At 61.7% G+C, this 22,954-nt stretch carries 21 protein-coding genes, 1 tRNA gene and 1 pseudogene; 15 read left to right on the top strand and 8 right to left on the bottom strand.

From position 1 onward, the window contains the following. Positions 1-176 precede the first annotated feature (176 nt). The 3 genes from FJ973_RS12090 to smc all read left to right on the top strand — a co-directional run bounded on the left by FJ973_RS12090 (position 177) and on the right by smc (position 5,136). The gene (locus tag FJ973_RS12090; RefSeq protein ID WP_140555929.1) at positions 177-677 is read left to right on the top strand and encodes a DUF721 domain-containing protein; all 501 of its coding nucleotides are present in this window, start codon (positions 177-179) and stop codon (positions 675-677) included. A 142-nt stretch (positions 678-819) separates the two neighbouring features. Next, positions 820-1,563 (top strand): DsbA family protein, encoded by a 744-nt coding sequence (locus FJ973_RS12085; protein ID WP_140494928.1) that lies wholly within the window; start codon positions 820-822, stop codon positions 1,561-1,563. 114 nt (positions 1,564-1,677) lie between these two features. After that, complete coding sequence (gene smc, locus FJ973_RS12080) at positions 1,678-5,136, top strand: chromosome segregation protein SMC (protein ID WP_140555927.1); 3,459 nt, start codon at positions 1,678-1,680, stop codon at positions 5,134-5,136. Positions 5,137-5,214: 78 nt separating this feature from the next. Here the strand turns inward: smc and FJ973_RS12075 are convergent, their stop codons facing one another. The 3 genes from FJ973_RS12075 to FJ973_RS12065 all read right to left on the bottom strand — a co-directional run bounded on the left by FJ973_RS12075 (position 5,215) and on the right by FJ973_RS12065 (position 6,202). Further along, positions 5,215-5,583: a VanZ family protein gene (locus FJ973_RS12075; protein ID WP_140555925.1), complete on the bottom strand. Its 369-nt coding sequence runs from the start codon at positions 5,581-5,583 to the stop codon at positions 5,215-5,217. Positions 5,584-5,649: 66 nt separating this feature from the next. Beyond that, positions 5,650-5,724: transfer RNA gene (locus tag FJ973_RS12070), tRNA-Gln, on the bottom strand. Positions 5,725-5,857: 133 nt separating this feature from the next. Next, on the bottom strand, positions 5,858-6,202 hold the full coding sequence (locus FJ973_RS12065; protein ID WP_140494922.1) for a VOC family protein: 345 nt from the start codon (positions 6,200-6,202) through the stop codon (positions 5,858-5,860). A 214-nt stretch (positions 6,203-6,416) separates the two neighbouring features. Between FJ973_RS12065 and ppdK the strand changes: the two genes are divergently transcribed. Then, the gene (gene ppdK, locus FJ973_RS12060; RefSeq protein WP_140555924.1) at positions 6,417-9,095 is read left to right on the top strand and encodes a pyruvate, phosphate dikinase; all 2,679 of its coding nucleotides are present in this window, start codon (positions 6,417-6,419) and stop codon (positions 9,093-9,095) included. 144 nt (positions 9,096-9,239) lie between these two features. Further along, a complete protein-coding gene (locus tag FJ973_RS12055; protein ID WP_140555958.1) occupies positions 9,240-9,980 on the top strand; it encodes a polysaccharide deacetylase family protein in 741 nt (246 codons plus the stop codon). 38 nt (positions 9,981-10,018) lie between these two features. Here FJ973_RS12055 and FJ973_RS12050 read toward each other — a convergent pair whose 3' ends face one another. Both FJ973_RS12050 and FJ973_RS12045 read right to left on the bottom strand, forming a co-directional pair. After that, positions 10,019-10,408 (bottom strand): DUF427 domain-containing protein, encoded by a 390-nt coding sequence (locus FJ973_RS12050; RefSeq protein WP_140555922.1) that lies wholly within the window; start codon positions 10,406-10,408, stop codon positions 10,019-10,021. A gap of 140 nt (positions 10,409-10,548) precedes the next feature. Continuing rightward, positions 10,549-10,905: a hypothetical protein gene (locus FJ973_RS12045; RefSeq protein WP_140494911.1), complete on the bottom strand. Its 357-nt coding sequence runs from the start codon at positions 10,903-10,905 to the stop codon at positions 10,549-10,551. Positions 10,906-11,210: 305 nt separating this feature from the next. Between FJ973_RS12045 and FJ973_RS12040 the strand changes: the two genes are divergently transcribed. Both FJ973_RS12040 and FJ973_RS12035 read left to right on the top strand, forming a co-directional pair. Continuing rightward, positions 11,211-12,839, top strand: a complete 1,629-nt coding sequence (locus FJ973_RS12040; RefSeq protein ID WP_140494909.1) for a fatty-acid--CoA ligase — start codon at positions 11,211-11,213, stop codon at positions 12,837-12,839. 175 nt (positions 12,840-13,014) lie between these two features. Then, complete coding sequence (locus FJ973_RS12035) at positions 13,015-13,800, top strand: DUF1499 domain-containing protein (RefSeq protein WP_140555920.1); 786 nt, start codon at positions 13,015-13,017, stop codon at positions 13,798-13,800. A gap of 10 nt (positions 13,801-13,810) precedes the next feature. Here the strand turns inward: FJ973_RS12035 and FJ973_RS12030 are convergent, their stop codons facing one another. Further along, a complete protein-coding gene (locus tag FJ973_RS12030; protein WP_140555919.1) occupies positions 13,811-14,719 on the bottom strand; it encodes an MBL fold metallo-hydrolase in 909 nt (302 codons plus the stop codon). A gap of 117 nt (positions 14,720-14,836) precedes the next feature. Between FJ973_RS12030 and FJ973_RS12025 the strand changes: the two genes are divergently transcribed. The 4 genes from FJ973_RS12025 (at position 14,837) to FJ973_RS12005 (ending at position 17,898) form a co-directional block, all read left to right on the top strand. Further along, positions 14,837-15,427 (top strand): biotin transporter BioY, encoded by a 591-nt coding sequence (locus FJ973_RS12025; RefSeq protein WP_140494902.1) that lies wholly within the window; start codon positions 14,837-14,839, stop codon positions 15,425-15,427. Between the two features lie 61 nt (positions 15,428-15,488). Next, positions 15,489-16,514, top strand: coding sequence for an NAD-dependent epimerase (locus FJ973_RS12020; RefSeq protein ID WP_140555917.1), 1,026 nt, complete (start codon positions 15,489-15,491; stop codon positions 16,512-16,514). A gap of 77 nt (positions 16,515-16,591) precedes the next feature. Continuing rightward, positions 16,592-17,299 (top strand): SOS response-associated peptidase, encoded by a 708-nt coding sequence (locus FJ973_RS12015; RefSeq protein WP_140555915.1) that lies wholly within the window; start codon positions 16,592-16,594, stop codon positions 17,297-17,299. A 419-nt stretch (positions 17,300-17,718) separates the two neighbouring features. Further along, positions 17,719-17,898: a hypothetical protein gene (locus FJ973_RS12005; RefSeq protein WP_140555914.1), complete on the top strand. Its 180-nt coding sequence runs from the start codon at positions 17,719-17,721 to the stop codon at positions 17,896-17,898. A gap of 90 nt (positions 17,899-17,988) precedes the next feature. Here the strand turns inward: FJ973_RS12005 and FJ973_RS12000 are convergent, their stop codons facing one another. Continuing rightward, complete coding sequence (locus tag FJ973_RS12000; protein ID WP_140555912.1) at positions 17,989-18,339, bottom strand: hypothetical protein; 351 nt, start codon at positions 18,337-18,339, stop codon at positions 17,989-17,991. Between the two features lie 380 nt (positions 18,340-18,719). Between FJ973_RS12000 and FJ973_RS11990 the strand changes: the two genes are divergently transcribed. Both FJ973_RS11990 and FJ973_RS11985 read left to right on the top strand, forming a co-directional pair. Continuing rightward, positions 18,720-19,232: a hypothetical protein gene (locus FJ973_RS11990; RefSeq protein WP_140555911.1), complete on the top strand. Its 513-nt coding sequence runs from the start codon at positions 18,720-18,722 to the stop codon at positions 19,230-19,232. Beyond that, positions 19,229-19,978: a hypothetical protein gene (locus FJ973_RS11985; RefSeq protein ID WP_140555909.1), complete on the top strand. Its 750-nt coding sequence runs from the start codon at positions 19,229-19,231 to the stop codon at positions 19,976-19,978. Before FJ973_RS11990 ends, FJ973_RS11985 begins: the two co-directional genes overlap by 4 nt. 123 nt (positions 19,979-20,101) lie before the next feature. Here the strand turns inward: FJ973_RS11985 and FJ973_RS11980 are convergent. Then, positions 20,102-20,990: pseudogene (locus FJ973_RS11980) on the bottom strand (IS1595 family transposase). A gap of 499 nt (positions 20,991-21,489) precedes the next feature. On the opposite strand from FJ973_RS11980, the gene rfbA reads away from it, so the two are divergent. Next, on the top strand, positions 21,490-22,371 hold the full coding sequence (gene rfbA, locus FJ973_RS11970; protein WP_140555907.1) for a glucose-1-phosphate thymidylyltransferase RfbA: 882 nt from the start codon (positions 21,490-21,492) through the stop codon (positions 22,369-22,371). Then, positions 22,372-22,926, top strand: coding sequence for a dTDP-4-dehydrorhamnose 3,5-epimerase (gene rfbC, locus FJ973_RS11965; protein ID WP_140555906.1), 555 nt, complete (start codon positions 22,372-22,374; stop codon positions 22,924-22,926). Positions 22,927-22,954 lie beyond the last annotated feature (28 nt).

Below are 22,954 nucleotides of genomic sequence, written 5' to 3'. Positions count from 1 at the left end.
TGCTGTCACTAGACGCAGCTTTGCTGCTGTCACTAGACGCAGCTTTGCTGCTGTCACTAGACGCAGCTTTGCTGCTGCTGTCCTCTGATATGGCCTTGCGGGTCTGCTCGTGCGGTGCCATTGATCTCGTATCGGCCTCGGCCGGGAAGAGTGGAGGTGGTGGCTGGAGAACGCACATGGCAGGGAAAAGGCCCTTCGGCAATCCCGTTCCGGTGAGCGATCTCGCCACCGCGATCCTCGACCCGGTGCTGCGCAAGCGGGCGGGCATTTCGGTCAGCCTGGTCCAGTCGTGGGAAGAGATTGCCGGTTCGCGCCTGGCCGGCCATTCGCGCCCTGAAAAGATCCAGTGGCCTCGGCGGCTGCACGAAGACGACCCGTTCGAGCCGGCCGTGCTGGTGATCGCCTGCGAGGGCATGGCGGCGCTCCATCTGCAGCATGAGGCCGGCGAGATCATCAATCGCGTCAATGCATTTCTCGGCTTCACGGCCATCGGCCGCATCAGGATAGTGCAGAAGCCGGTTCTAAGTGAAAAGGCGCGGCCGAAACCACCCGTCAGGCCTCTCAATGAGGCGGAAAAATCAAGACTGTCGCACATCGTCGGCAAGATAGAAGACGATGGCCTGCGTGCCTCTCTGGAGCGGCTCGGCGCCACTATTCTGGGACAAAGAAAGTCATAGCACCGTCGCCAATCTCGCGATTTCGTGATTATAAGCTTCAAGTTTCACGATTGGATTGGGGACGGCGATGCCTTAATTCGCGCCAACTCTCGCCTTTTCGTGCCTTTGCGTTGCAAAATCCAACCCCTGTCAGGTGATTCGTATGAACCGTCCTCCGTTCGGCAAAAGCTTGTCCCGCAGAAACCTGCTGTCTTCGCTGGCCGCCATTCCGGTGGTGGCCGTGCTTGCGGCATGCAGCGACTCTGGTGAGGAAGCCAAGGCGGCCGATGTGAAGCCTGCCGCTCCCGCCGCACCCGCGACATCGGCCACGCCGGCCGCCGTCAAGGCGCCGGAGGCTCAAGGCACCGTCGACATGGCCGAACTGCTTAAGCCCGGCGCATTGCCCGACAAGCAACTCGGCAAGGACGACGCCAAGGTCACGATCGTCGAATACGCCTCGATGACCTGCCCGCATTGCGCGCATTTTGCCGAAACCACCTTTCCGGAATTGAAGAAGAAATACATCGATACCGGCAAGGCGCGCTATATTCTGCGCGAATTCCCGTTCGATCCGAGCGCCGAGGCCGGTTTCATGCTGGCGCGCTGCGCCAAGGACAACTACTTCCCGATGGTGGATGTCCTGTTCAAGCAGCAGGCGAACTGGGTGGGCGTGTCCAACACCAAGGATGCGCTGCTGCAAATCTCCAAGCTCGCCGGTTTTACACAGGAGTCCTTCGAAGCCTGCTTGACGGACCAGAAACTTCTGGACGATGTGAGGGCGGTCCAGAAACGCGGCGCCGACGAATTCAAGGTCGACTCGACGCCGACCTTCTTCATCAACGGAAAGACCTACAAAGGGGCGATGTCGATTGAGGAAATGTCGGCCATCATCGACCCTCAGCTCTGACGTCTTGGCGATGCCGAAGCGGCAGCGCTTCGGCATGCGTGGCCTTTGGCCGTGCTGCGCGCCGCCGCAAACCCGCGGCGCGTTTTCGCAAAAGTCGCTTTCAGGGCGGCGTGAATGAAGTTTTCGCGCCTTCGCCTCCTCGGTTTCAAATCCTTCGTCGAACCAGGCGAGTTCGTGATCGAACGCGGCCTGACGGGCATTGTCGGGCCGAACGGCTGCGGCAAGTCTAACCTTGTCGAGGCGCTGCGCTGGGTGATGGGCGAAAGCTCCTACAAGAACATGCGCGCGTCCGGCATGGACGACGTGATCTTTTCCGGCTCGGGCACGCGCCCGGCACGCAATACCGCCGAGGTCACGTTGTTCCTCGACAACAGCGATCGCTCGGCGCCGGCAGCCTTCAACGACGCCGACGAATTGCAGGTCTCGCGCCGCATCGAGCGTGAGGCGGGCTCGCTCTACCGTATCAACGGCAAGGAAGCGCGCGCCAAGGACGTGCAGCTTCTGTTCGCCGACCAGTCGACCGGCGCGCGTTCGCCCTCGATGGTTGGCCAGGGTCGCATCGGCGAGCTGATCCAGGCCAAGCCCCAGGCGCGCCGCGCCCTGCTGGAAGAAGCGGCCGGCATTTCCGGCCTGCATACGCGCCGCCACGAGGCCGAACTCAGGCTCAAGGCCGCCGAGCAGAACCTCGAGCGCCTGGATGACGTCGTTGGCGAGCTGGAAAGCCAGATCGAAAGCCTGAAGCGCCAGGCACGCCAGGCCTCCCGCTTCAAGAACCTGTCGGCCGACATCCGCAAGGCCGAGGCGACGCTGCTCCATCTGCGCTGGACGCTGGCCAAGGCCCAGGAAGGCGAGGCACGTTCGGCGCTGGCCGTCGCCACCGCCCTGGTTGGCGACCGCGCCGCCGCCCAGATGGCGGCCGCCAGGGAGCAAGGTATCGGCGCGCATCGGCTGCCCGATTTGCGTGACGCCGAAGCTGCGGCGGCCGCGGCCTTCCAGCGCCTGTCGATCGCCAGATCGCAGATCGAGGAAGAAGCCGGCCGCATCCGCGCCCGTCAGGCGGAACTCGAGCGCCGGCTCCAGCAGCTCGACGGTGACATCGCCCGCGAGGAGCGCATGGTGCGCGACAATGCGGATATCCTCGAACGCCTGCGCGCCGAGGAAGCAGCGCTCAACTCCGAAAATGCCGGCGCGGCCGAGCGTGAAGCAACCACCCGCGCCGCCTTCGAACAGGCAGCCGCGACGCTCTCGCAGAGCGAAGCCAGGCTTGCAGCACTTACCGCCGAGCGGGCCGAGGCCGCCGCTTCGCGCAATCAGGTCGAGCGGACGCTGCGCGAGACCGCCGAGCGTCGGGACCGTTTCGCCCGCCAACTCGCCGATGTCGACCGCGAATTGTCGGAAATACTCTCCAAAGTCGCGGGCCTGCCCGACCCGGCCGAGAAGCGACTTCTGGTCGAGGACGCGCTGGCGCGGCTCGAAGAGAGCGAGGCCGGCGCGATTGCCGCCGAACAGGCGGTCGCCGAGGCGCGCGCCGCCGAAAATGCCGCCCGCCCGCCATTACAGGACGCCAGGGCCGAACTGGCGCGCATCGAAACCGAAGCCCGCACGCTGGCCAAGATCCTGAACGCAGCCAGCGGCGATCTCTTCCCGTCCGTGCTGGAACAGATCAGCGTCGAGCGCGGCTATGAGACGGCCTTGGGCGCCGCCCTCGGCGAGGACCTTGACGTGCCGCTCGACCGCAGCGCCCCGGTGCATTGGGGCGAGAGCGCGATCCAGGCCGATGACGCCGCGCTTCCCGAAGGCATCAAGAGCCTGGCCAGCGTGGTACGTGCCCCGGCGCAGCTTGCCCGCCGGCTGGCGCAGATCGGCATTGTCGAAGCCGCCGACGGCCGCCGCCTGCAAGGGCTGCTCGCGCCCGGCCAGAGGCTGGTCAGCCCTGAGGGCGCGCTGTGGCGGTGGGACGGGCTGACCGCCAGCGCCGACGCGCCGACCGCGGCCGCGCAACGCCTGGCGCAAAAGAACCGGCTGGCCGAGCTCGATGCCGAAGCGGTGCAGGCGACGCTTGTGCTGCGCGAGGCCGAGGCGGTGCTCGCACAGGCCGAACAGTCGCTTCGCGAGGCCAGCGAGGCCGAGCGCGCCGCGCGTCAGGCCGGACGCGACGCCCAGCACGGGCTGGACGCCGCCCGCAACGCGCTGGCCGAAGCCGAAAAGGCCGGCGGCGAGTTGGCGAGCCGGCGCGCCGCCCTGGACGAGGCCCGCGCCCGTATTGTCGACAGTCATGAAGAAACTTCGGCCGCCTTTGCTGAGGCGGAAATGCTGCTGCAGGACGCGCCCGATCTCGGCGACCTGCAGATACAGCTCGAGCAATCCTCGGCCAATGTCGCCCGCGACCGCGCCACGCTCGCCGATGCGCGTGCCGTCCATGAAGGGTTGCGGCGGGAGGCCGAGGCGCGGTCGCGCCGGCTCGATGCGATCGGCGCCGAGCGCAGCAACTGGCTGGAGCGCGCCGAGAACGCTTCGACGCAGATCGCCTCGCTGGGCGAACGCAAGGCAGAGGCCGAGGCCGAACGCGAGAGATTGGCCGACGCACCCGACGAGATCGATGCCAAGCGGCGCGCCTTGCTGTCACAGCTCACCGAGGCCGAGACCTTGCGCAAGGCGGCGGCCGACCGTCTGCAGGAAGCGGAGAACAGGCAGGCCGAACTGGACAAGGCGGCCACCAGCGCCATCCAGTCGCTGGCCGAGGCGCGCGAGACCCGTGTCCGCGCCGAGGAGCGCTTGACCGCGGCCGACGAGCGCCGGCTGGAGGTCGAGGCGCGCATCCAGGAGACGCTGAACACGCCGCCACATCTGGTCATCCGCCATACCGGGCTGGAGGCCGACGATCCGATGCCCGAAATGGCCGAGATCGAGCGCCAGCTCGACAGGCTGAAGATCGAGCGCGAGCGGCTCGGCGCCGTCAATTTGCGCGCCGAGGAGGAGCAGAAGGAGCTTTCGGACCGGCTGGAGACCATCGTCTCGGAGCGCGAGGACATCATCGAGGCGATCCGCAAGCTCAGGCAAGCGATCCAGAGCCTCAACCGCGAAGGCCGCGAGCGGCTTCTCGCCGCTTTCGACGTGGTCAACGGTCATTTCCAGCGGCTATTCTCGCATCTCTTCGGCGGCGGCACGGCGGAATTGCAGCTGATCGAATCCGAGGATCCGCTCGAGGCAGGACTTGAAATCCTTGCCCGTCCGCCCGGCAAGAAGCCGCAGACCATGACGCTGCTGTCCGGTGGCGAGCAGGCGCTGACGGCGATGTCGCTGATCTTCGCCGTGTTCCTCACCAACCCGGCGCCGATCTGCGTGCTCGACGAAGTCGATGCGCCGCTCGACGATCACAATGTCGAACGCTTCTGCAATCTGATGGACGAGATGGCCAAGACCACCGAGACGCGCTTCGTCATCATCACCCATAATCCCATCACCATGGCGCGCATGGACCGGCTGTTCGGGGTGACCATGGCCGAGCAGGGCGTCAGCCAGCTCGTTTCGGTCGATCTGCAGGCAGCCGAAGCCATGCGCGAGGCAAGCTGACTTCACCTTCAACGTGCCGTGCTGAAGCCTGATTTTGAGCGTTGTCTTTCGCGGTAAGGCAGTCGGTTCGGCTTCTTCTCACCTTGCGCGTTGCACGATCCAGGTCGCCCAGATCGCGGCCAGCAGACCGCATGCAATGCCAATGCAATCGGCAACCCAGTCGAGCACGTCGAAATCGCGGCCTATCGCCGTGGTGCCCTGGAGAACTTCTATGGCAGCGCCGACAAAGGCGAGGAAGACGATCAGCGCCGGCTTGTGCCGCGGCCAGCCGAGGCTGCCCAGGAAAGCCAGCACGGCGAATGCGCTGGCGTGATTGAGCTTGTCATAATGGAAGCCGATATCGATTCCGAATTGCTTGAGGCGATGTGCCGGCAGCAGCGCGAGAACGAGGACGGCCAGGAGCGTGACGACAAAGGCAATCCGCTCGGCGACGGAATAGATTCTCATTCTGCTCCAACAACATGTCTCCGGTATAAACCGTAACCTATGTGTCCGGAACGGACCTTGCGCGCTTGGCTGGGGCGCCAGGATTCGAACCTGGGAATGTCGGTACCAAAAACCGATGCCTTACCACTTGGCGACGCCCCAGCAGCTGACATGCGTCGACTGCGCGCGGCCTTATAGGCTGTGCCGGTGGAAAGCTCAATGCCTGGAGATTGCGACTTTCCTGCTGATCCACCACTCTATTGGCGACGGTCGCCTCATGCGCCGGTCGCGCCGCCTATTCTCCCCATACCGCCATCTCGTTTCCAGCCGGGTCGGCAAAGTGGAACCGCCTGCCGCCCGGAAACGAAAAGATCGGTTTGATGATCGTGCCGCCGGCATTCTCGACGGCTGCCAGCGTCTCTTCCAGATCCTGGGAGTAGAGCACCGGCAACGGCTTGGCGGTGGCGTCGCCGCTGTCGGCCTGGAAACCGCCGTCCAGTCCCTCGCTAAAGGCCGAATAAGTCGGTCCATAGTCGGTGAACGACCAGGCGAAGGCGGCGCTGTAGAAGGCTTTCACACTGTCCAGCGTCGCGCCGGTTGCCGGCAGTTCCAGATAGTCGAGTTTTCCGGTGAGCTTCATGATGCACCTCTTCGTTCCCTGTATGTTCTAGTCTTGGACCGTTGCACTGGCAAGTCCTTTTGCCGCAGCTTTTGCTTAATCGATTGTAGCGGCCAAACGGCTTTGCCGACGCCTTGCCTTTCGCATTGCAGCATCATATCCGTCCAAAGTCGGGATATGGCGGGGCTTTCTGTTTCGTCAATCTTTCCAATCTCCTGCAACCGGAGAGCAAAGCATGACCAAGTGGGTTTTCACCTTTGGCGATGGTGCGGCCGAAGGCCGGGCTGGCGACAAGAATCTGTTGGGCGGCAAGGGTGCCAATCTGGCCGAGATGTGTAGCCTTGGCCTGCCGGTGCCGCCGGGCTTCACCATCACGTCGGAGGTCTGCAACGCCTACTATGCCAACGGCCGCGCCTATCCGGCAGGGCTTGAAGCGGACGTCGCCGTGGCGCTGGACCATATCGGCCGGCTCACCGGCCGCCGTTTCGGCGATCCGTCGAAACTGCTGCTTGTGTCGGTGCGCTCCGGCGCCCGCGCCTCGATGCCTGGCATGATGGACACCGTGCTCAATCTCGGCCTCAACGACGAAACCGTCGAGGCGCTGGCCGCCGATTCCGGCGATGCGCGCTTTGCCTATGACAGCTACCGCCGCTTCATCCAGATGTATTCCGATGTCGTCATGGGGCTCGACCACGAGGTGTTCGAGGAGATCCTCGAGGATCAGAAGGCCAGCCTCGGCCATGAACTCGACACGGAACTGACGGCCATCGAGTGGCAAGGCGTCATCGCGCTCTACAAGGCCAAGGTCGAAGAGGAGCTCGGAAGGCCGTTCCCGCAGGATCCGCACGAACAGCTCTGGGGCGCGATCGGTGCCGTGTTCTCGAGTTGGATGAACAACCGCGCCATCACTTACAGGCGCCTGCACGATATTCCCGAAAGCTGGGGCACGGCGGTCAATGTCCAGGCCATGGTGTTCGGCAACATGGGCGAGACCTCGGCCACCGGCGTCGCCTTCACCCGCAACCCCTCAACCGGCGAGAAGCAGCTCTATGGCGAGTTCCTGGTGAATGCGCAGGGTGAGGACGTCGTCGCCGGTATCCGCACGCCGCAGAACATCACCGAGGCGGCTCGCATCGCCGCCGGCTCCGACAAGCCGTCATTGCAGAAACTGATGCCGGACGCCTTCCAGTCCTTCGTCACCATCTCGGACAGGCTGGAAAAGCACTACCGCGACATGCAGGACCTCGAATTCACCATCGAGCGCGGCAAATTGTGGATGTTGCAGACGAGGTCCGGCAAGCGCACCGCCAAGGCGGCGCTGAAGATTGCCGTCGAGATGGCCAGGGACGGCCTGATCTCGAAAGAGGAGGCGGTCGCCCGCATCGATCCCGCCTCGCTCGACCAGCTCCTGCACCCCACCATCGATCCGAAGGCCGCGCGCGACGTCATCGGCGTCGGCCTGCCGGCGTCTCCAGGCGCCGCCACCGGCGAAATTGTCTTTTCCTCCGCGGACGCCGAGGATCTCAAGACACAAGGACGCAAGGCTATCCTGGTGCGTGTCGAGACCAGTCCCGAGGACATCCACGGCATGCATGCGGCGGAGGGCATCCTGACCACGCGCGGCGGCATGACCAGCCATGCCGCGGTCGTGGCGCGCGGCATGGGCAAGCCGTGCGTTTCGGGCGCCGGTTCGCTGCGCGTCGACTATAAGGCAGCTACGCTGATGTCGATGGGGCAGACCTTCCGCAAGGGCGACATCATCACCATCGACGGCGGCAACGGGCAGGTGCTCAAGGGCGCAGTGGCGATGCTCCAGCCTGAGCTTTCCGGCGATTTCGCCGCGATCATGGAATGGGCGGACGCGGTGCGGCGCATGAAGGTGCGCACCAACGCCGAAACCCCGCTCGACGCGCGCATGGCGCGCTCCTTCGGTGCCGAAGGCATCGGCTTGTGCCGCACTGAACACATGTTCTTCGATGGCGCCCGCATTGTCGCCATGCGCGAGATGATCCTGGCCGACACCGAAAAGGACCGGCGCGCCGCGCTCGCCAAGCTGCTGCCGATGCAGCGAGCGGATTTCCTGGAGCTGTTCGAGATCATGGCCGGCCTGCCGGTGACCATCCGCCTGCTCGATCCGCCGTTGCACGAATTCCTGCCCAAGACCGAGGCCGAGATAGCCGAAGTCGCGGCGGCGATGAATGTTGCGCCGGACAAGCTCAGGCAGCGCACCGAGGCGCTGCACGAATTCAACCCGATGCTCGGCCATCGCGGCTGCCGGCTTGCGGTGTCCTATCCCGAGATCGCCGAGATGCAGGCGCGCGCCATTTTCGAGGCCGCCGTCGAGGCCGGCCGTAAGGCCGGCGCGCTGGTGGTCCCCGAGATCATGGTGCCGCTGGTCGGGCTTGTGAAGGAACTCGACTACGTCAAGGCGCGCATCGATGCGGTGGCCAAGAGCGTCATGGACGAGAGCGGCGTCAAGATCGACTACCTGACTGGAACCATGATCGAGCTCCCCCGCGCGGCGATCCGCGCCCATGTCATCGCTGAATCGGCCGAGTTCTTCTCTTTCGGCACCAACGACCTGACCCAGACGACATTCGGCATCTCGCGCGACGACGCGGCCTCGTTCCTGGAGACCTATCGCCAGAAAGGCATCATCGAACAGGATCCGTTCGTGTCGCTGGACATCCATGGCGTCGGCGAACTGGTGCGCATGGCCGCCGAGAAGGGCAGGGCGACGCGGCCAGGGATCAAGCTCGGCATTTGCGGTGAGCATGGCGGCGATCCGGCCTCGATCCGCTTCTGCGAGGAGGTCGGACTGGACTATGTGTCCTGTTCGCCCTACCGCGTGCCGATCGCCAGGTTGGCGGCCGCGCAGGCGGCCGTTCAGGTGGCAAAAGCGGGCCGCGGCTGAGCGCTTGCCGCCGATCGGAACGAGGAACTGCCGCAAGACGGTCAGATTGTCGCGTCTGGTGCTTTTCTGCTATCCAGCTCCGATTCTCGCCTTCATGCGGGTCTTGGGATGCCTGCGTGAAACGCCCGATTGGAATTGGATTTGATTCGCCTGCTGCAAAAAAATCTCTGCATTGTCGCCATGTCTTTGGCCGTGGTGTCCAGCGGCCATGCCGCATCGCTGGTCGAACCGATCCTGCACATCAAGCCGGATACAGGCGGAGCCGGGCGCATTGCCTTGACCCTCGATGCCTGCGGCGGACGGACCGACAACCGCATCCTCTCGGCGCTGGTGGAAAACAGGATACCTGCGACCATCTTCGTCACCGGCATCTGGCTGAAGCGGAACGCCGCCGCCGTCGAGATCATGCGGGCGCATCCCGACCTGTTCGAACTGGAAAACCACGGCGGCCGTCACATCCCGGCCGTCGACACGCCGCAGAAGATCTATGGCATACGCAGCGCCGGCAGTCCGGAAGCGGTTCTGGCCGAGGTCGAGTCGGGCGCCGTCGCCTTGGCCGGGACTGGCGAGCCGGCGCCGAAATGGTTTCGTGGCGCGACCGCGGAGTATAGTCCGTCGGCGATCGCCATGATCCGCAAGCTGGGCTTCAAGATCGCCGGCTTCTCGATCAATGGCGATGGCGGATCACTGCTCGGCGCCAGGGAAACCACAAGGCGCATAGGAGCTGCCAAGGACGGCGACGTCATCATCGCCCATATCAACCAGCCGACCCATGCCGCCGGGGAGGGCGTCGTGCAGGGCCTGCTGGCGCTCAAGCAGAAGGGTCTGACCTTCGTGCGGCTCGACGATGCCGAAGGCTTCGGCAATAACGGCACCACCGACTGATCGGCAGGACGGCAGGTCCGGCCTCCTCGTTCGTCCGTTCAGGCTGGCTTGGCTTCGATGCTGACCTTGCTTGCGTAGAACGCGCCGTGGTTGCGGATTTCAGCCATTTCGTCGAAAGGCTGCTCATAGGCCCACATCGCATCCTTGCCTGCCTCGCCGGCAGGCAGCACGCTCCAGTAGCTTGCGTCGCCCTTGTAGGGACAATGGGTGGAGGATTGCGTGCCGCTCAGCTTGTTGAAATCGATGTCTGCGAACGGGATGTAAAAGGCGGCCGGATAGGGCGCTTCCGTCAGCACCTTGGCGTTCGTCGAGGAGGCGATAACAGTGTCGCCTGCACGCACGGTGACGGTGCCCTTATACGGTTCGACGGTGATGACCTTATCGGGATTGCGCTGGAAGCCGGGTGCCGGGTTGGCGATCTTGTCCATGCTGTTTCTCCTCGTCTCAACTTTAAGTGTGTCGACGAGGTGGTTTGCGCAAGGGCGACTGTCGCCGGCAATTCCGCAATCGGTCTCCAGCCGTAGGCGCTACCGACGGCATTTTTAGCGAAGACCTTGTCCGGCGAGGCTCAGGCGGCGGTTCTGAACGCGTCCATCAACCCGGCATAGGCGGCCGCGATACCGGCCACGGGATTGCTGCTCCTGGATGCGGTCTCGACTTTCAAGTGGCCGCCGCCGGTCGGCAGAGTGAGCAGCAGGAATTGACGATTGCCGCCGTCGCCTACAGATGCCGCGGCGACGTGCTCGCCTTCCCCTTCGTTCTGAACGCACATCTTGAACAGCAGCGTGCCGCCGACCGCTTCGAGCGCACCGCCCACAACTTCAACAAATTCGTCTTCGGAAACAGTCTTTGTATCCGGCACCAGATCGCCCAGGCTTTCGGCAAGCGTACTTTCCAGCGCCTTATCGTCGAGCTGCGTGTCCATGCGAACCTCTTTCAGTCGCCAATCGCACCCCTTTGCCCATTAACGAAACTTAATGCCGACGATGGCCGGATTGTGGCGGATTCCCCTCCCGGTCGAGTAATTTAGACTTCTCTGATATAATGGATTTCAAGGCCGCCGGTCCTATGACATGATCGCCAGGCATTCGGACCTCCAAGAAAGACGCGATTCGATCGCTTGCCTGCGCGACCGGCATCCGGATTTGCTTCGCCACCCGGCGGTGGCTGGACAATCCACCGGTTCGCTTCACAATGGCAACAAAAGCGAGGAGCGTAAGGGAGGAACGAATGCTGGGGCTGATGCAGGAATGGCCGCTTCTTTGCCATAAGCTTATCGACAACGCAGAGCGGCAGCATGGCGCGCGAGAGATCGTATCGCGCTCGATCGAAGGTCCGATCGTGCGCACAACCTACGCCAGCATCCATCGTCGCGCCCTGAAGGTCTCCCAGCGCCTGGAGCGTGACGGCTATCGGCTGGGCGACCGCATTGCGACGCTGGCCTGGAACACGGCGCGCCACATCGAGGCCTGGTATGGCATCATGGGCATCGGCGCGATCTATCACACGCTCAACCCGCGGCTGTTTCCCGAGCAGATCGTCTGGATCATGAACCATGCCGAAGACAAGGCGGTCTTTGTCGACCTGACTTTCCTCCCTTTGCTCGAGAAGATCGCCGGCGCGGTCAAGTCCCTGAAACAGGTGATCGTGCTGGCCGACAGGGCGCATCTGCCGCAGACCATGCTGCCCAACGTCGTCGCCTACGAGGAATGGCTCGACGAGGCCGATGGCGATTTCGCCTGGAAGAGCTTCGACGAAGGCACCGCCGCCGGCATGTGCTATACGTCTGGAACCACTGGCGATCCAAAGGGCGTCGTCTACAGTCACCGCTCGAATGTCCTGCACGCCATGATCGCCGCCATGCCCGACGCGATGGGCCTGTCTTCGCGCGACACGATCCTGCCGGTGGTTCCGATGTTCCACGCCAATGCCTGGGGCCTTGGCCAGAGCGCACCGATGATCGGCGCCAAGCTTGTCATGCCGGGCTGCAAGATGGACGGCGCCTCCATCTATGAATTGCTCGACACCGAGAAAGTAACCTTCAGTGCCGCCGTGCCGACCGTGTGGATGATGCTGCTGCAATATCTGGAGGAGACCGGCAGGAAGCTGCCCTACCTCAACAAGGTTGTCATCGGCGGCTCGTCATGCCCACGCATCATCACCAAGAAATTCCAGGACAATTACGATGTCCAGGTCGTCCACGCCTGGGGCATGACCGAAATGTCGCCGCTCGGCACACTGTGTACGCTGAAGCCGGACTATGCAGGCCTTAAGGGTGACGCCCGGCTCGATGTCCAGGGCAAGCAGGGTTACCCGCCCTTCGGCGTCGAGATGAAGGTGACGGACGACGAAGGCAACGCGCTGCCTTGGGACGGCAAGACATTCGGGCGGCTGAAGGTGCGCGGCCCCGCGGTGGCCAGCGCCTACTACGGCGGCGCCGGCTCGGAGCAGTTCGACGAGGATGGCTGGTTCGATACCGGGGATGTCGCCCACATCGACGCTGGCGGCTATATGCAGATCACCGATCGCGCCAAGGACGTCATCAAGTCCGGCGGCGAATGGATTTCGACCATCGACCTGGAGAATCTGGCCGTCGGCCATCCCGATGTCGCCGAGGCAGCCGCCATTGGCGTCCCTCATTCGAAATGGGGCGAGCGGCCTTTGCTGGTGGTTGTCCGCAAGCCGGGGAAGGAACCGACCAAAACCGATATCCTTGGTTTTCTCGACGGTAAGGTGGCCAAATGGTGGATGCCCGACGACGTCGCCTTCGTCGGCGAAATTCCGCACACCGCCACCGGCAAGATCCAGAAGATCACCTTGCGCCAGCAATTCAGGGACTACCGCTTGCCGACGGATTGACGCGATATTGCGTGTCTCGGCCTGATGCGGTCGTAAAAGGACAGTGCAGCGACGTGCACCTTTCCGGCAGGGCACGATAGCATTTCCAACTGGCGCACGATCCTCCTCGAAAATCGATTCCGATTTTGGTGGCCATGCGCTAAGTCTTCTTCGGCTTGGGATGACGCAGAGAAACATGGTCAGCATTTCGGAACGGCAAACGTCGAAGGCTGCCGGATGGTCGCGGCGCACCGCTGCTTTTTCGGCGGTGCTTTTGCTGACCGTGTTCGTCGGCCATTATTTCAACCTCGTTGAAACGCCGGTGTTCCTGTGGGTGTTGGCTATCGTCGCGCTGTTGGCGGCGCTGGCGCTGCTGTTCGCCGGATTTGCCTTCTCGAGGGTGTGGAATTTTGGCGACTATGGCGGCCGCGACATCACGGTCGGCGTCTTGCTGGCAGTGCTGGTGCTGACCCCCTATGGCATCGCCGCCTATTGGGCGACAATCTTTCCGCCGCTCAGGGATATTTCGACCGATTTCGACGAACCGCCGGCACTCGACGTCACCGGTCGCACGAAGGACATGAACGTGCTCTCGCCGCCGACGCCCGGCGAGCAGCGGTTGCAGACCGACAGCTATCCGCTTGTCACCGCGCGCAGCTACGACCTGCCGTTCGAGACCGTCGTCACTGCCGTTGAAACCGTGCTCGACCGCCGCGATTGGGATCTTACCGGACCCTATCCCGAACTCGCCGGGCAAAGCGACGTGACGATTACCGCTCTCGCCAGGAGCTTCGTGTTGGGCCTCCCCGCAGACGTGGCAATTCGCATCACGGACGACGGGGATACGGTTCTCGTCGACATGCGGTCGGCTTCGCGCTACGGCCGCTACGACCTCGGCGACAACGCTGCGCGCATCACCGACTTTCTGGCGGAGTTGGACCAGGAAGTCGCCGGCCAGGTCGGCGCGGCTCCGGCCGAATAGATGCTCGGGCCTAAGGGGCTGGCCTAAAAATGCCGTCTATGGCCGGCGCGGCGTCTGTCGCGACCAGGCCGCGCGCCACCAGATCCTCCAGATGGGCAAGCACCGACAACCCGGCGGCGCCATGCAGCCGCGGGTCGGTATCCCTGTAGATCGCCTTGACCATGTCTGCGATCGTGCGGTCGCCCGCGCGGATCCGCTCCAATATGGCCCGTTCGCGCATTTTGCGATGGGTCTTCAATCCGCGCATGAAGCCTCGCGGTGCCGTCACCGGCCCGCCGTGGCCGGGCAGCAGCAGGCGGTCACCGCGTTCGATCAGCCGGTCCAGCGAGGCCATGTAGTCCGCCATCGCCCCGTCCGGCGGCGCGACGATGGAGGTCGCCCACGCCATGACGTGGTCGGCCGAAAACAGGATGCCGGTGCCCTCCAGCGCGAATGCCGCGTGGTTGGCGGTATGGCCGGGGGTCAGGACCGTGCGGATTGCCCAGCCGACGCCGGCGACCAGCGCGCCGTCCGGCAGCGCGAGATCGGGAACGAAAGCGGTATCGGCGCTGGCATCGAGCGCGTTGATCTCGCCAATATGCAATGGCCTTGCCGGCCGGTGCGGCCCTTCCGCCATCACCTGGGCTCCGGTCTCCTGCTTCAGCCGTGCCGCCAGCGGGGAATGGTCGCGATGCGTGTGGCTGACGAAGATGTGGCTGACCGGCCTGCCGGCGATGATGTCGAGCAAGGTGCGAAGGTGAGCTTCGTCATCCGGCCCCGGATCGATCACTGCCAGCGTATCGCGTCCGACGATGTAGCTGTTGGTGCCGTGAAAGGTGAAGGGACTTGGATTTCGGGCCGTGACGCGCTGCACGTCGGGCGCGACGCTGACGCCCCCGCCGTAGCAGGGATCGAAGCTGGTATCGAATTCGAGGGCCATGGCGGTGTCGATGCCTGTTGCGGGAATGGCAAAACCGATTGCCGCATAGCACGCAAGCCAATATAGGAAAACGCAAGACCGCGATCATCGGATGGCGGCACTCGGATGGGGAAGACCATGGCAACTGCAACGACGATGCGCCCGCTTGTTTCTCTGGCTCTGCCGCAAGATGGCGCGGCGCGGCTGGCAACGCAGTTTTTCCTGGCGATAGCCGGGACATTGCTCCTGACCCTGTCGGCCAAGACCAAGGTGGTTCTGGGGCCCGTCGATATTTCGATGCAGACGCTCGCCGTCCTGCTGATCGGGGCCGCTTTCGGCCTGCGGCTCGGCGTCGCCACCCTGCTGCTCTATATGGCCGAGGGCGCGATGGGCTTCCCGGTCTTCCAGAGCACGCCGGAAAAAGGAATCGGCATTGCCTACATGCTCGGCTCGACCGGCGGCTATCTCGCCGGTTTCGTGGTCATGGCGGCGATCGCCGGCTGGGCCGCGGATCGCGGCTGGGATCGCCATCCGATCAAGCTTTTCAACGCGATGCTGGTTGCCGAGTTCGTCATGATGGCCATGGGTTTTGCCTGGCTGGCGATGCTCATCGGTCCGGAAAAATCCTGGCAGTTCGGGGTCGTGCCGTTCATCGTCGGTGATCTGATCAAGGTTGCCCTGGCCGCAAGCCTGGTGCCCGCCGTCTGGTCGCTGCTGAAGCGCAACTGAGATTGTAGGCAACTCGGCCTGAGCGGAGGTCAGAGGTCTATTCTGGGGACGGGCGGTTCTGATGAAGGTTCTGGTCACCGGCGCTGCCGGCTTCATAGGCTATCACGTCGCCAGGCGGCTGCTCGAACGCGGCGACGAGGTCGTCGGCATAGACAGCATCAACGACTACTATGATCCGCAGATCAAGCAGGCGCGGCTGCGGCTTCTGGCCGAAGCAAGCCGCAACACCAATGCGGGCTACCATTTCATCCACGGTAATCTCGCAGAGCGAAACGTGGTGGACGGCTGCTTTGCCGATCACGCCTTCGACAGGGTGATTCATCTCGCCGCCCAGGCCGGCGTCCGCTACAGCCTTGAAAACCCGCACGCCTATGTCGAGAGCAACATTATCGCCTACGCCAACATGCTGGAGGCCTGCCGCAACAGCCGTGTCGGCCACCTGACCTATGCCAGCACGTCGAGCGTCTATGGCGCCAATACCGACATGCCGTTTTCCGAGCATCGCCCGGCCGACCATCCGCTGCAGTTCTACGCCGCAACCAAGCGCGCCAACGAGCTGATGGCGCACAGCTACAGCCACCTATTCGGGCTGCCGACCACGGGCTTGCGTTTCTTCACAGTATACGGCCCTTGGGGACGTCCCGACATGGCGCTGTTCCTGTTCACCAGGAACATCCTGGCCGGCGAGCCGATCAAGCTGTTCAACAACGGCAATCACACACGCGACTTCACCTATGTCGAAGACATCGCCGAAGGCGTGATCCGCGCCAGCGACAGCCCCGCCGCGGCTGATCCCGCCTGGGATTCCGATAATCCGGATCCTGCGACGAGCAGCGCGCCTTGGCGCATTTTCAACATCGGCAACAACAACCCGGTGAAGCTGACCGCCTATGTCGAGGCGCTTGAAAACGCGCTTGGCCGTAAGGCCATCGTGGAGCTCTTGCCGCTGCAGGCCGGCGACGTGCCTGACACTTTTGCCGATACTTCGGCGCTGCAGGCGGCGGTCGGCTATCGCCCCGGCACGTCGGTGACGGAGGGCGTCGGCCGGTTCGTCGAATGGTACCTGGCGTATTTTGGGCGGGGATAGGGCATCATGCCTTTGCGCGCCACTCTGGGTGCAATTTTTGACTAGGCGGCGGAGCGCTCTCGCGGCAAATTGTGGAGATGTGTAATCTCTACAACATCACCACGTCGCAAGAGGCCATTCGCCAATGGACTCGGACCTTACGAGACATCTTGGGCAACCTTGAGCCGTCTATTGACATCTATCCCAACCGGCCGGGCCCTGTCGTCCGCAATGCGCCGGACGGCGAGCGCGAGCTTGCTAATCTTTTATGGGGCATGCCGACACCCGTTGAGCGAATGAAGGGCAAGGCCGATTACGGCACCACCAATATACGCAATCCACAGTACGGCCATTGGCAGCAGTACGTTGGCGTCGAGAACCGCTGTGTGGTCCCCGTGACGAGCTTTGCGGAGCCTAGCCCCACATCCGGCGACAAGGACCCCGAGACGGGAATCCAGCGAAACTATTGGTTCGCGCTCAATGAGGACCGCCCTCTGTTCTTCTTTGCCGGGCTCTGGACGCGTTGGCATGGGGTGCGCAAGGTCAAGGATGGGCCCGCCGATTTTGAGCTTTACGGTTTCATGACGACTGCGCCCAACGCCATCATCAAACCAATACACGCAAAGGCCATGCCGGTCATTTTGACCACACAAGAGCAAACGGAGACCTGGCTTACCGCGCCTTGGTCGCAGGCGAAACGGCTACAGCGCACCGCGCCGGACGATGCATTGGTGATTGTGGAAAAGCCAGCTACGCAGGCCAAGTTCCCTCAGCAGGCCCCGCCAGCTCAGGGCTCGCTATTCTAGGTCGGACCTAGTTATCTTTCCAGATCACGCGACGTACCATGCGGACCTCAACTAGCCGCCTAATACGTATCTCCATGCCCTCCGACGCGCTAGGCAGCAAGATATCGACGTCAAGATCGCGACGTTTGCACCGCTCGCAACGCATATGCCGGTCAATTTCCCAAAACGGGATGTCTCCGACGAGCTTGGCGAGATCTCCCGGCAGATAATGGCGGGTGGTGTTGCAGTTAATGCAACGGACACGGATTAGTTGTCCCGCCTCATGCGCTCGGCACAAGGTCTGCACAAGGCGGCGTGGTCGTCTGCTCTGTTCTGGCATGCAAAAAAATAAGAAGATATTCCTCGCCGAGTCAATTCGGGCCTTGACAACTTTGTTCCCTTTTTGTTCAATAGAGACACAACACTTTTGGAGCAGTCCCATGGCCCATATGGTATCGCTGGATAGTCGCCAAGAAGCCGCCCTCCAGGCAATCGCCGACAAATTCATTGCCCAACACAAAGGCGACCCGGTAAAGGCGCTTAAAGAAATGATCGTTCTAAATGGTCACCTTCAGGATCGGCTTGACACGCTCACGACACCACACCGCTCAACACGCTAAGGAGAAGTGCGATGGCATAACGTCTAAACGTTGCCGAGCCACTTTTACGTCGCCTGGATCACCCGCGGAACGAGAACAATGTCAACGGGCCTAATTGCAGCCGAAAGCACCACAAGAACCGCTGAAGGCGTTCCCATCGGAGTCGGTGCCAGAATAGAAGCTCGAGTTGCCAATCCGCTGTTGCTGCATATGCCAGGCGCCCCCGTCAGCGGCCGTTCCATTTGTGATAGTGGTGTTGCCGAACGTGTTGCTGTTTTGAGACCAAGTCGACCCGGTGTTCGCGTTGTAGCCGGTCATGTTGGTGGTATTGCCGTAGTGCTGAATGTTATAAGAATTACCGTTTTCATCGGTGCATGTCTTGAAAGCATGGCTTCCAAAACAAGCCGCCTGCAATGAAGTAGGCGCAATGGCCAAGACCATTGCCATGAGCAATATTTTCATTCCACCCTCCCAATTGTACGATGACATTGCCACATCGAAGAATGGATGTCGAAAACTTTCGACAGCGGAGCATGTTGCGCCTGATTCAATGATTTCAGTAAATCTTGGCGCGATTGGCCGGAGTAGATTGCCACGTCCCGGCGCATCTCAGCAGCTTCTCTGATGCTAATCCAGCGCTTGTTATCTGCGACTAACCGATGGATGAACCGATGACAGCAGGCGCGTGCGAACACGACCATCCTGCAAGGGATACGCAGTGGTAGTCTCAGATGGATAGAGCGCTTGCCTGCTAAGCGAGAGGACGCGGGTTCGAGTCCCGCCCACTCTCCCCTTATTTTCGAAGACTCGCGTAGCGCGTGTGTTTCGGCTAACCGTAGTGGATGCCGCTACCATCGCTAGTCAATAGCTGGAAGTCGATAGTCAACCCCATCGAGTGGTCCAAGCCGGACCCGGAAGACGGGTACATTCGATTCTATGCTCCGCTGGAAATTGACGGCATCGTTGAAGCCGGCCTTGTCCTTACTGGCGGCACCTACTCACAACATCCCGATTGGCACGTTACGTTTGAATTGTCGGTCGCCGGCCTTGCTGGGCATCGACACACGAAGCTGATCCGCGTCGACTGGCGCGACACCAAGGGCGGCCATTCAAACAATCGCCGCAAGTGTGCAGGCGACGGTAAGCGTGTCCCGGAGACGCATCTACACAGTTTCGAACTTAATTGGATCGAAGCCGAAAGACGGATGAAGCGCGGCAAACTGCCTTGCGCCGAAGCTATTGATCAAGAGCTTCAATCATTTGAACAGCTTAGGTCATTTGTCGGAACTCGCTTTAGAATCAATAACATAGGCATTGTCCCGAGGCCGGATTGGGTGTATGATTTGTTCCAATGATGGTAGGTAGCGTAATTTCCGCCGAGGTAGAAAGGACCGTTGAAGAGACGGTCCGCGATCTCGTGCGCCTGAAGCGCATCAACGGTGGGTACTACGTAAATCTCCCACTGCTCTATCCCGACGGATCGTTTGTCACGGTTCGGATTGATCAGATTGCGAACGGGGTGCGCGTGAGCGATGCCGGCTTTGCTTATCGGGAAGTTGAAGATCTGAACGCCGCAAAATCGTTCAAGCGGACGGCCAATAAGGTTGCCGAAAGCACGGGCGTAACCGTGGGAGACCGCGTGCTCTACATAGAGGCGCCGATTGACGATATTCACCGGGCAATTCTGGACGTGGCAGAGTCATCTTGGCGCGTGGCGGATCATATCTGCCAACGTATTTTCGATGAGGATGACGAACAACTCGCCAATGAACTGAACGAGCGATTGGTCAGGGTATTCGGTCTAGACAAGGTTGACGAAGGTAAGACGATCATTGGCGCGTCAACGAACCCATGGGAAGTCTCGGCGGTCGTTGCGGTCAATGGTCATACCGCTGTTTTTCAAGCGGTGAGCAACCACGCGAACTCGGTGTATCGGGCCTCGACTGCATTCCATGATTTGGCAGCGCTAGATAAGCCGCCACGGCTTATCGCGGTTGTCAGGGATAGGGGAGCGCTAGGTTCGAAACTAGGGTTGCTCTCCCCCGGTCGCATCATCGAGGATTCGCAGCCGGATGAACTATTCAGGAAGGCGGCTGCATGACCGGTTTATCTTTGTCTAAGGCGGTGAAAGAAAACCGGCTGGAAGAATTCATCCGCCAGCAAGAGGCCGCTGGCATCGGTCCAGTCAATGAGGCCGCCTTCCTAAAAGCGGCCTCCAAAGTCATCAAACACGAGCCACGATCAGATCAAACATCGCGTTCTGCATCACGCGATGGTTCGAGCGGAAAGTGAATTCCGCAAGGTAGCGGTCCATGTACTTTTCAGAGACATGGATATGCGTCGAGCGAACCGACGCTTTGAACAGGTTCCAAAAACTCTCAACATGATTGGTCGAGTGAGTTTCGCCAGTCCGGTAATCGCAGTGCGACCAGTCCTTTTGCGAGTGCGTCACGGTGCCGTGCTTGTAGCCGCCGCCGTCCAGTAAGCCATAGGACATGAGTCGTCGGTCGAGACGACAGAACCCTTCTCAACATTGCGCAGGGTCACGCCGCAAAGCGTAGTCATCTTCACGTTCGGAATAACTTCCGTGCGAATGTCGCCGCCGCGTTCCTTCATGCCCATGACGATGGTCTTGCCAGCCGCGCCGCGACCACGCTTGCCGGGGCTATAGCCGCTGACATAGGTTCGTCCATTTCGACGTGGCCTTGCAGCATGTCGAAGTCCGTTGTCGATCCGATCAGCTCGCGGATTTTCATGCCCATGCGCCAAGCGGTTTTGTAGGTGACGCCAAGCTGGCGCTGAAGCGCTTTGCCCGAGACGCCGTGGCGTGTCGTGACGAACAGATAGATCGCATAGAACCACGATTGCAGCGGCGTGCGGGTATCTTCGAACACAGTGCCAGCGGTCGGGTAAACATGGTCGCCGCAATGCGAGCAAGCGAAGGCGCGTCGGTCGCTCATACGGTGGAACGTCGAAAGGTTGAGGCACTTCCGGCAAGGGTGCTTCATGCCGTGGCGCACGTCCATGATGTGCTGGAGGCAAGCTTCGTCATCCGGAAACCGGGCGAAGAAATCGCGGACAGAGAATTTCGGTGACTTGCTCGGGTTTTCCATGACCCTTTGCACGAAATCAACCCTCGAAGTCGTTCATGACCTCGAATTGACACTTGAGGGCGGCATACCGGTCGTTTTGTTAATGATTGTGTATGCCATATTGCTTTTCGCCTCGTCGGTCCGGATTCGCCGGGAGCCGTACAGAAGGCTGCATTTCTGTCGGTGTCGTTTTTGCTCGTTCACTCTCTTGTCGACTATCCCTTGCGAACCGCAGCACTCGCGATGACGTTTGCCTATTTGAATGCGATCGTCTTTCACAAGGGTTTTGCCGAGCGGCTGAACCAAAGGCGCGAGATGGGCGAGATAGGCCATCACGATGAAGACAATCTGCTTGTCCCGGCCAGGACCTCGGGCCCGGCAAGGCAAGGGCGGTTGGCGGGGGCCGGGGACACTCGCTCGGCCCCTTCGTCGGGCACCAGATTGACAAGCCACGGCATGAAACCTAAGCACGGGCGGCTTGTGTCAGGGGAGGGGACTTAGGCATGTCAAGGAGAGTTTCTTGAAAGGAATTATCCTTGCTGGAGGCAGTGGAACGCGCCTTTATCCGCTAACGTTGGCGGTCTCCAAGCAAATCCTCCCGGTATACGACAAACCGATGATCTATTACCCGCTGAGCGTTTTGATGCTTGCGGGGATTCGAGAGATTCTGGTCATATCCACGCCGCGGGACCTGCCGGTTTTCCGCGAGCTGTTGGGCGATGGATCGGAATTCGGGCTTGAGTTGTCCTACGCCGAGCAGCCGCAGCCCAACGGGCTTGCGGAAGCGTTCATTATCGGCCGCGATTTCATCGGCGCGGACAGCGTTTCGATGATACTGGGCGACAACATCTATTTTGGCGACGGATTGTCCAAGCTTTGCCGCACCGCGGCATCGCGCGAAAGCGGCGCTTCGGTGTTCGCCTACCATGTCGAGGATCCGGAGCGCTATGGCGTGGTGTCCTTCGACAAGACCACTGGAACCGCGCTCACGATTGAGGAAAAACCACAGAAGCCGAAATCCAACTGGGCCGTCACCGGCCTTTATTTCTACGACAACCAGGTTGTCGATATCGCCTCAAGGATTCGGCCCTCGGCTCGAGGCGAGCTCGAAATCACGGCGATCAACAATGCCTATCTCGAGCGTGGCCAGTTGCAGGTGCATCGGTTGGGGCGCGGCTATGCCTGGCTCGATACCGGCACTCACGACAGCCTGGACGATGCTTCTTCGTTCGTGCGTACAATCGAACGTCGCCAGGGCATCAAGGTCGCCTGTCCGGAGGAAATCGCCTTCGAACAGGGCTGGCTGAGGGCCGATGAAGTGTTGCAGCGGGCAACCCGCTTGGGAAAAAATGAATATGCCGCTTATCTGCGCCGTCGCGTGGTCGAGTTGTCGGAGGACTAGATGCTGGAGGTGAGACCCCTTGGCATCGAAGGTCTGCTCGAAATCATTCCGAAGCGGCACGGCGATGCCCGTGGCTACTTCACCGAAACCTGGAACGCCGCACGCTTCGCCGAGGCCGGCCTCGAACTCGCCTTTGTCCAGGACAATCACTCCTATTCCGCCGCGGCCGGTGTCGTCAGGGGATTGCACTATCAGTTGCCGCCACGTGCCCAGGACAAGCTGCTGCGCGTTGTCAGAGGCAGCGTCCTGGATGTCGCGGTTGATATCCGCCGCTCCTCGCCGACATTCGGAAAATGGGTTGTCCTCGAGGTCTCGGCCGAGAAGGGCAACCAGATCCTGGTGCCCAAGGGCTTCGCCCACGGCTTCATGACGCTCGTGCCCGATACCGAGGTGCTGTACAAGGTGACCGACACCTATTCGCCCGAACACGACCGCTCGATCCGTTTCGACGACCCCGCCATCGGCATCGAATGGCCGCCGCCGCCTGGCGGCTTCCAGCTTTCTGACAAGGACCTCAAGGCGCCGCTGCTCGCCGCCGCCGAGGTGTTTGCCTGATGAACATTGCCAGATGCACGGGGATAGC

The sequence above is a fragment of the Mesorhizobium sp. B2-1-3 genome (assembly GCF_006442495.1).
In the GTDB taxonomy this organism is placed as follows: Bacteria; Pseudomonadota; Alphaproteobacteria; order Rhizobiales; family Rhizobiaceae; genus Mesorhizobium.
Note: the sequence above shows the minus strand (reverse complement) of the source record. Positions and strands in the feature narration are given on the sequence as shown.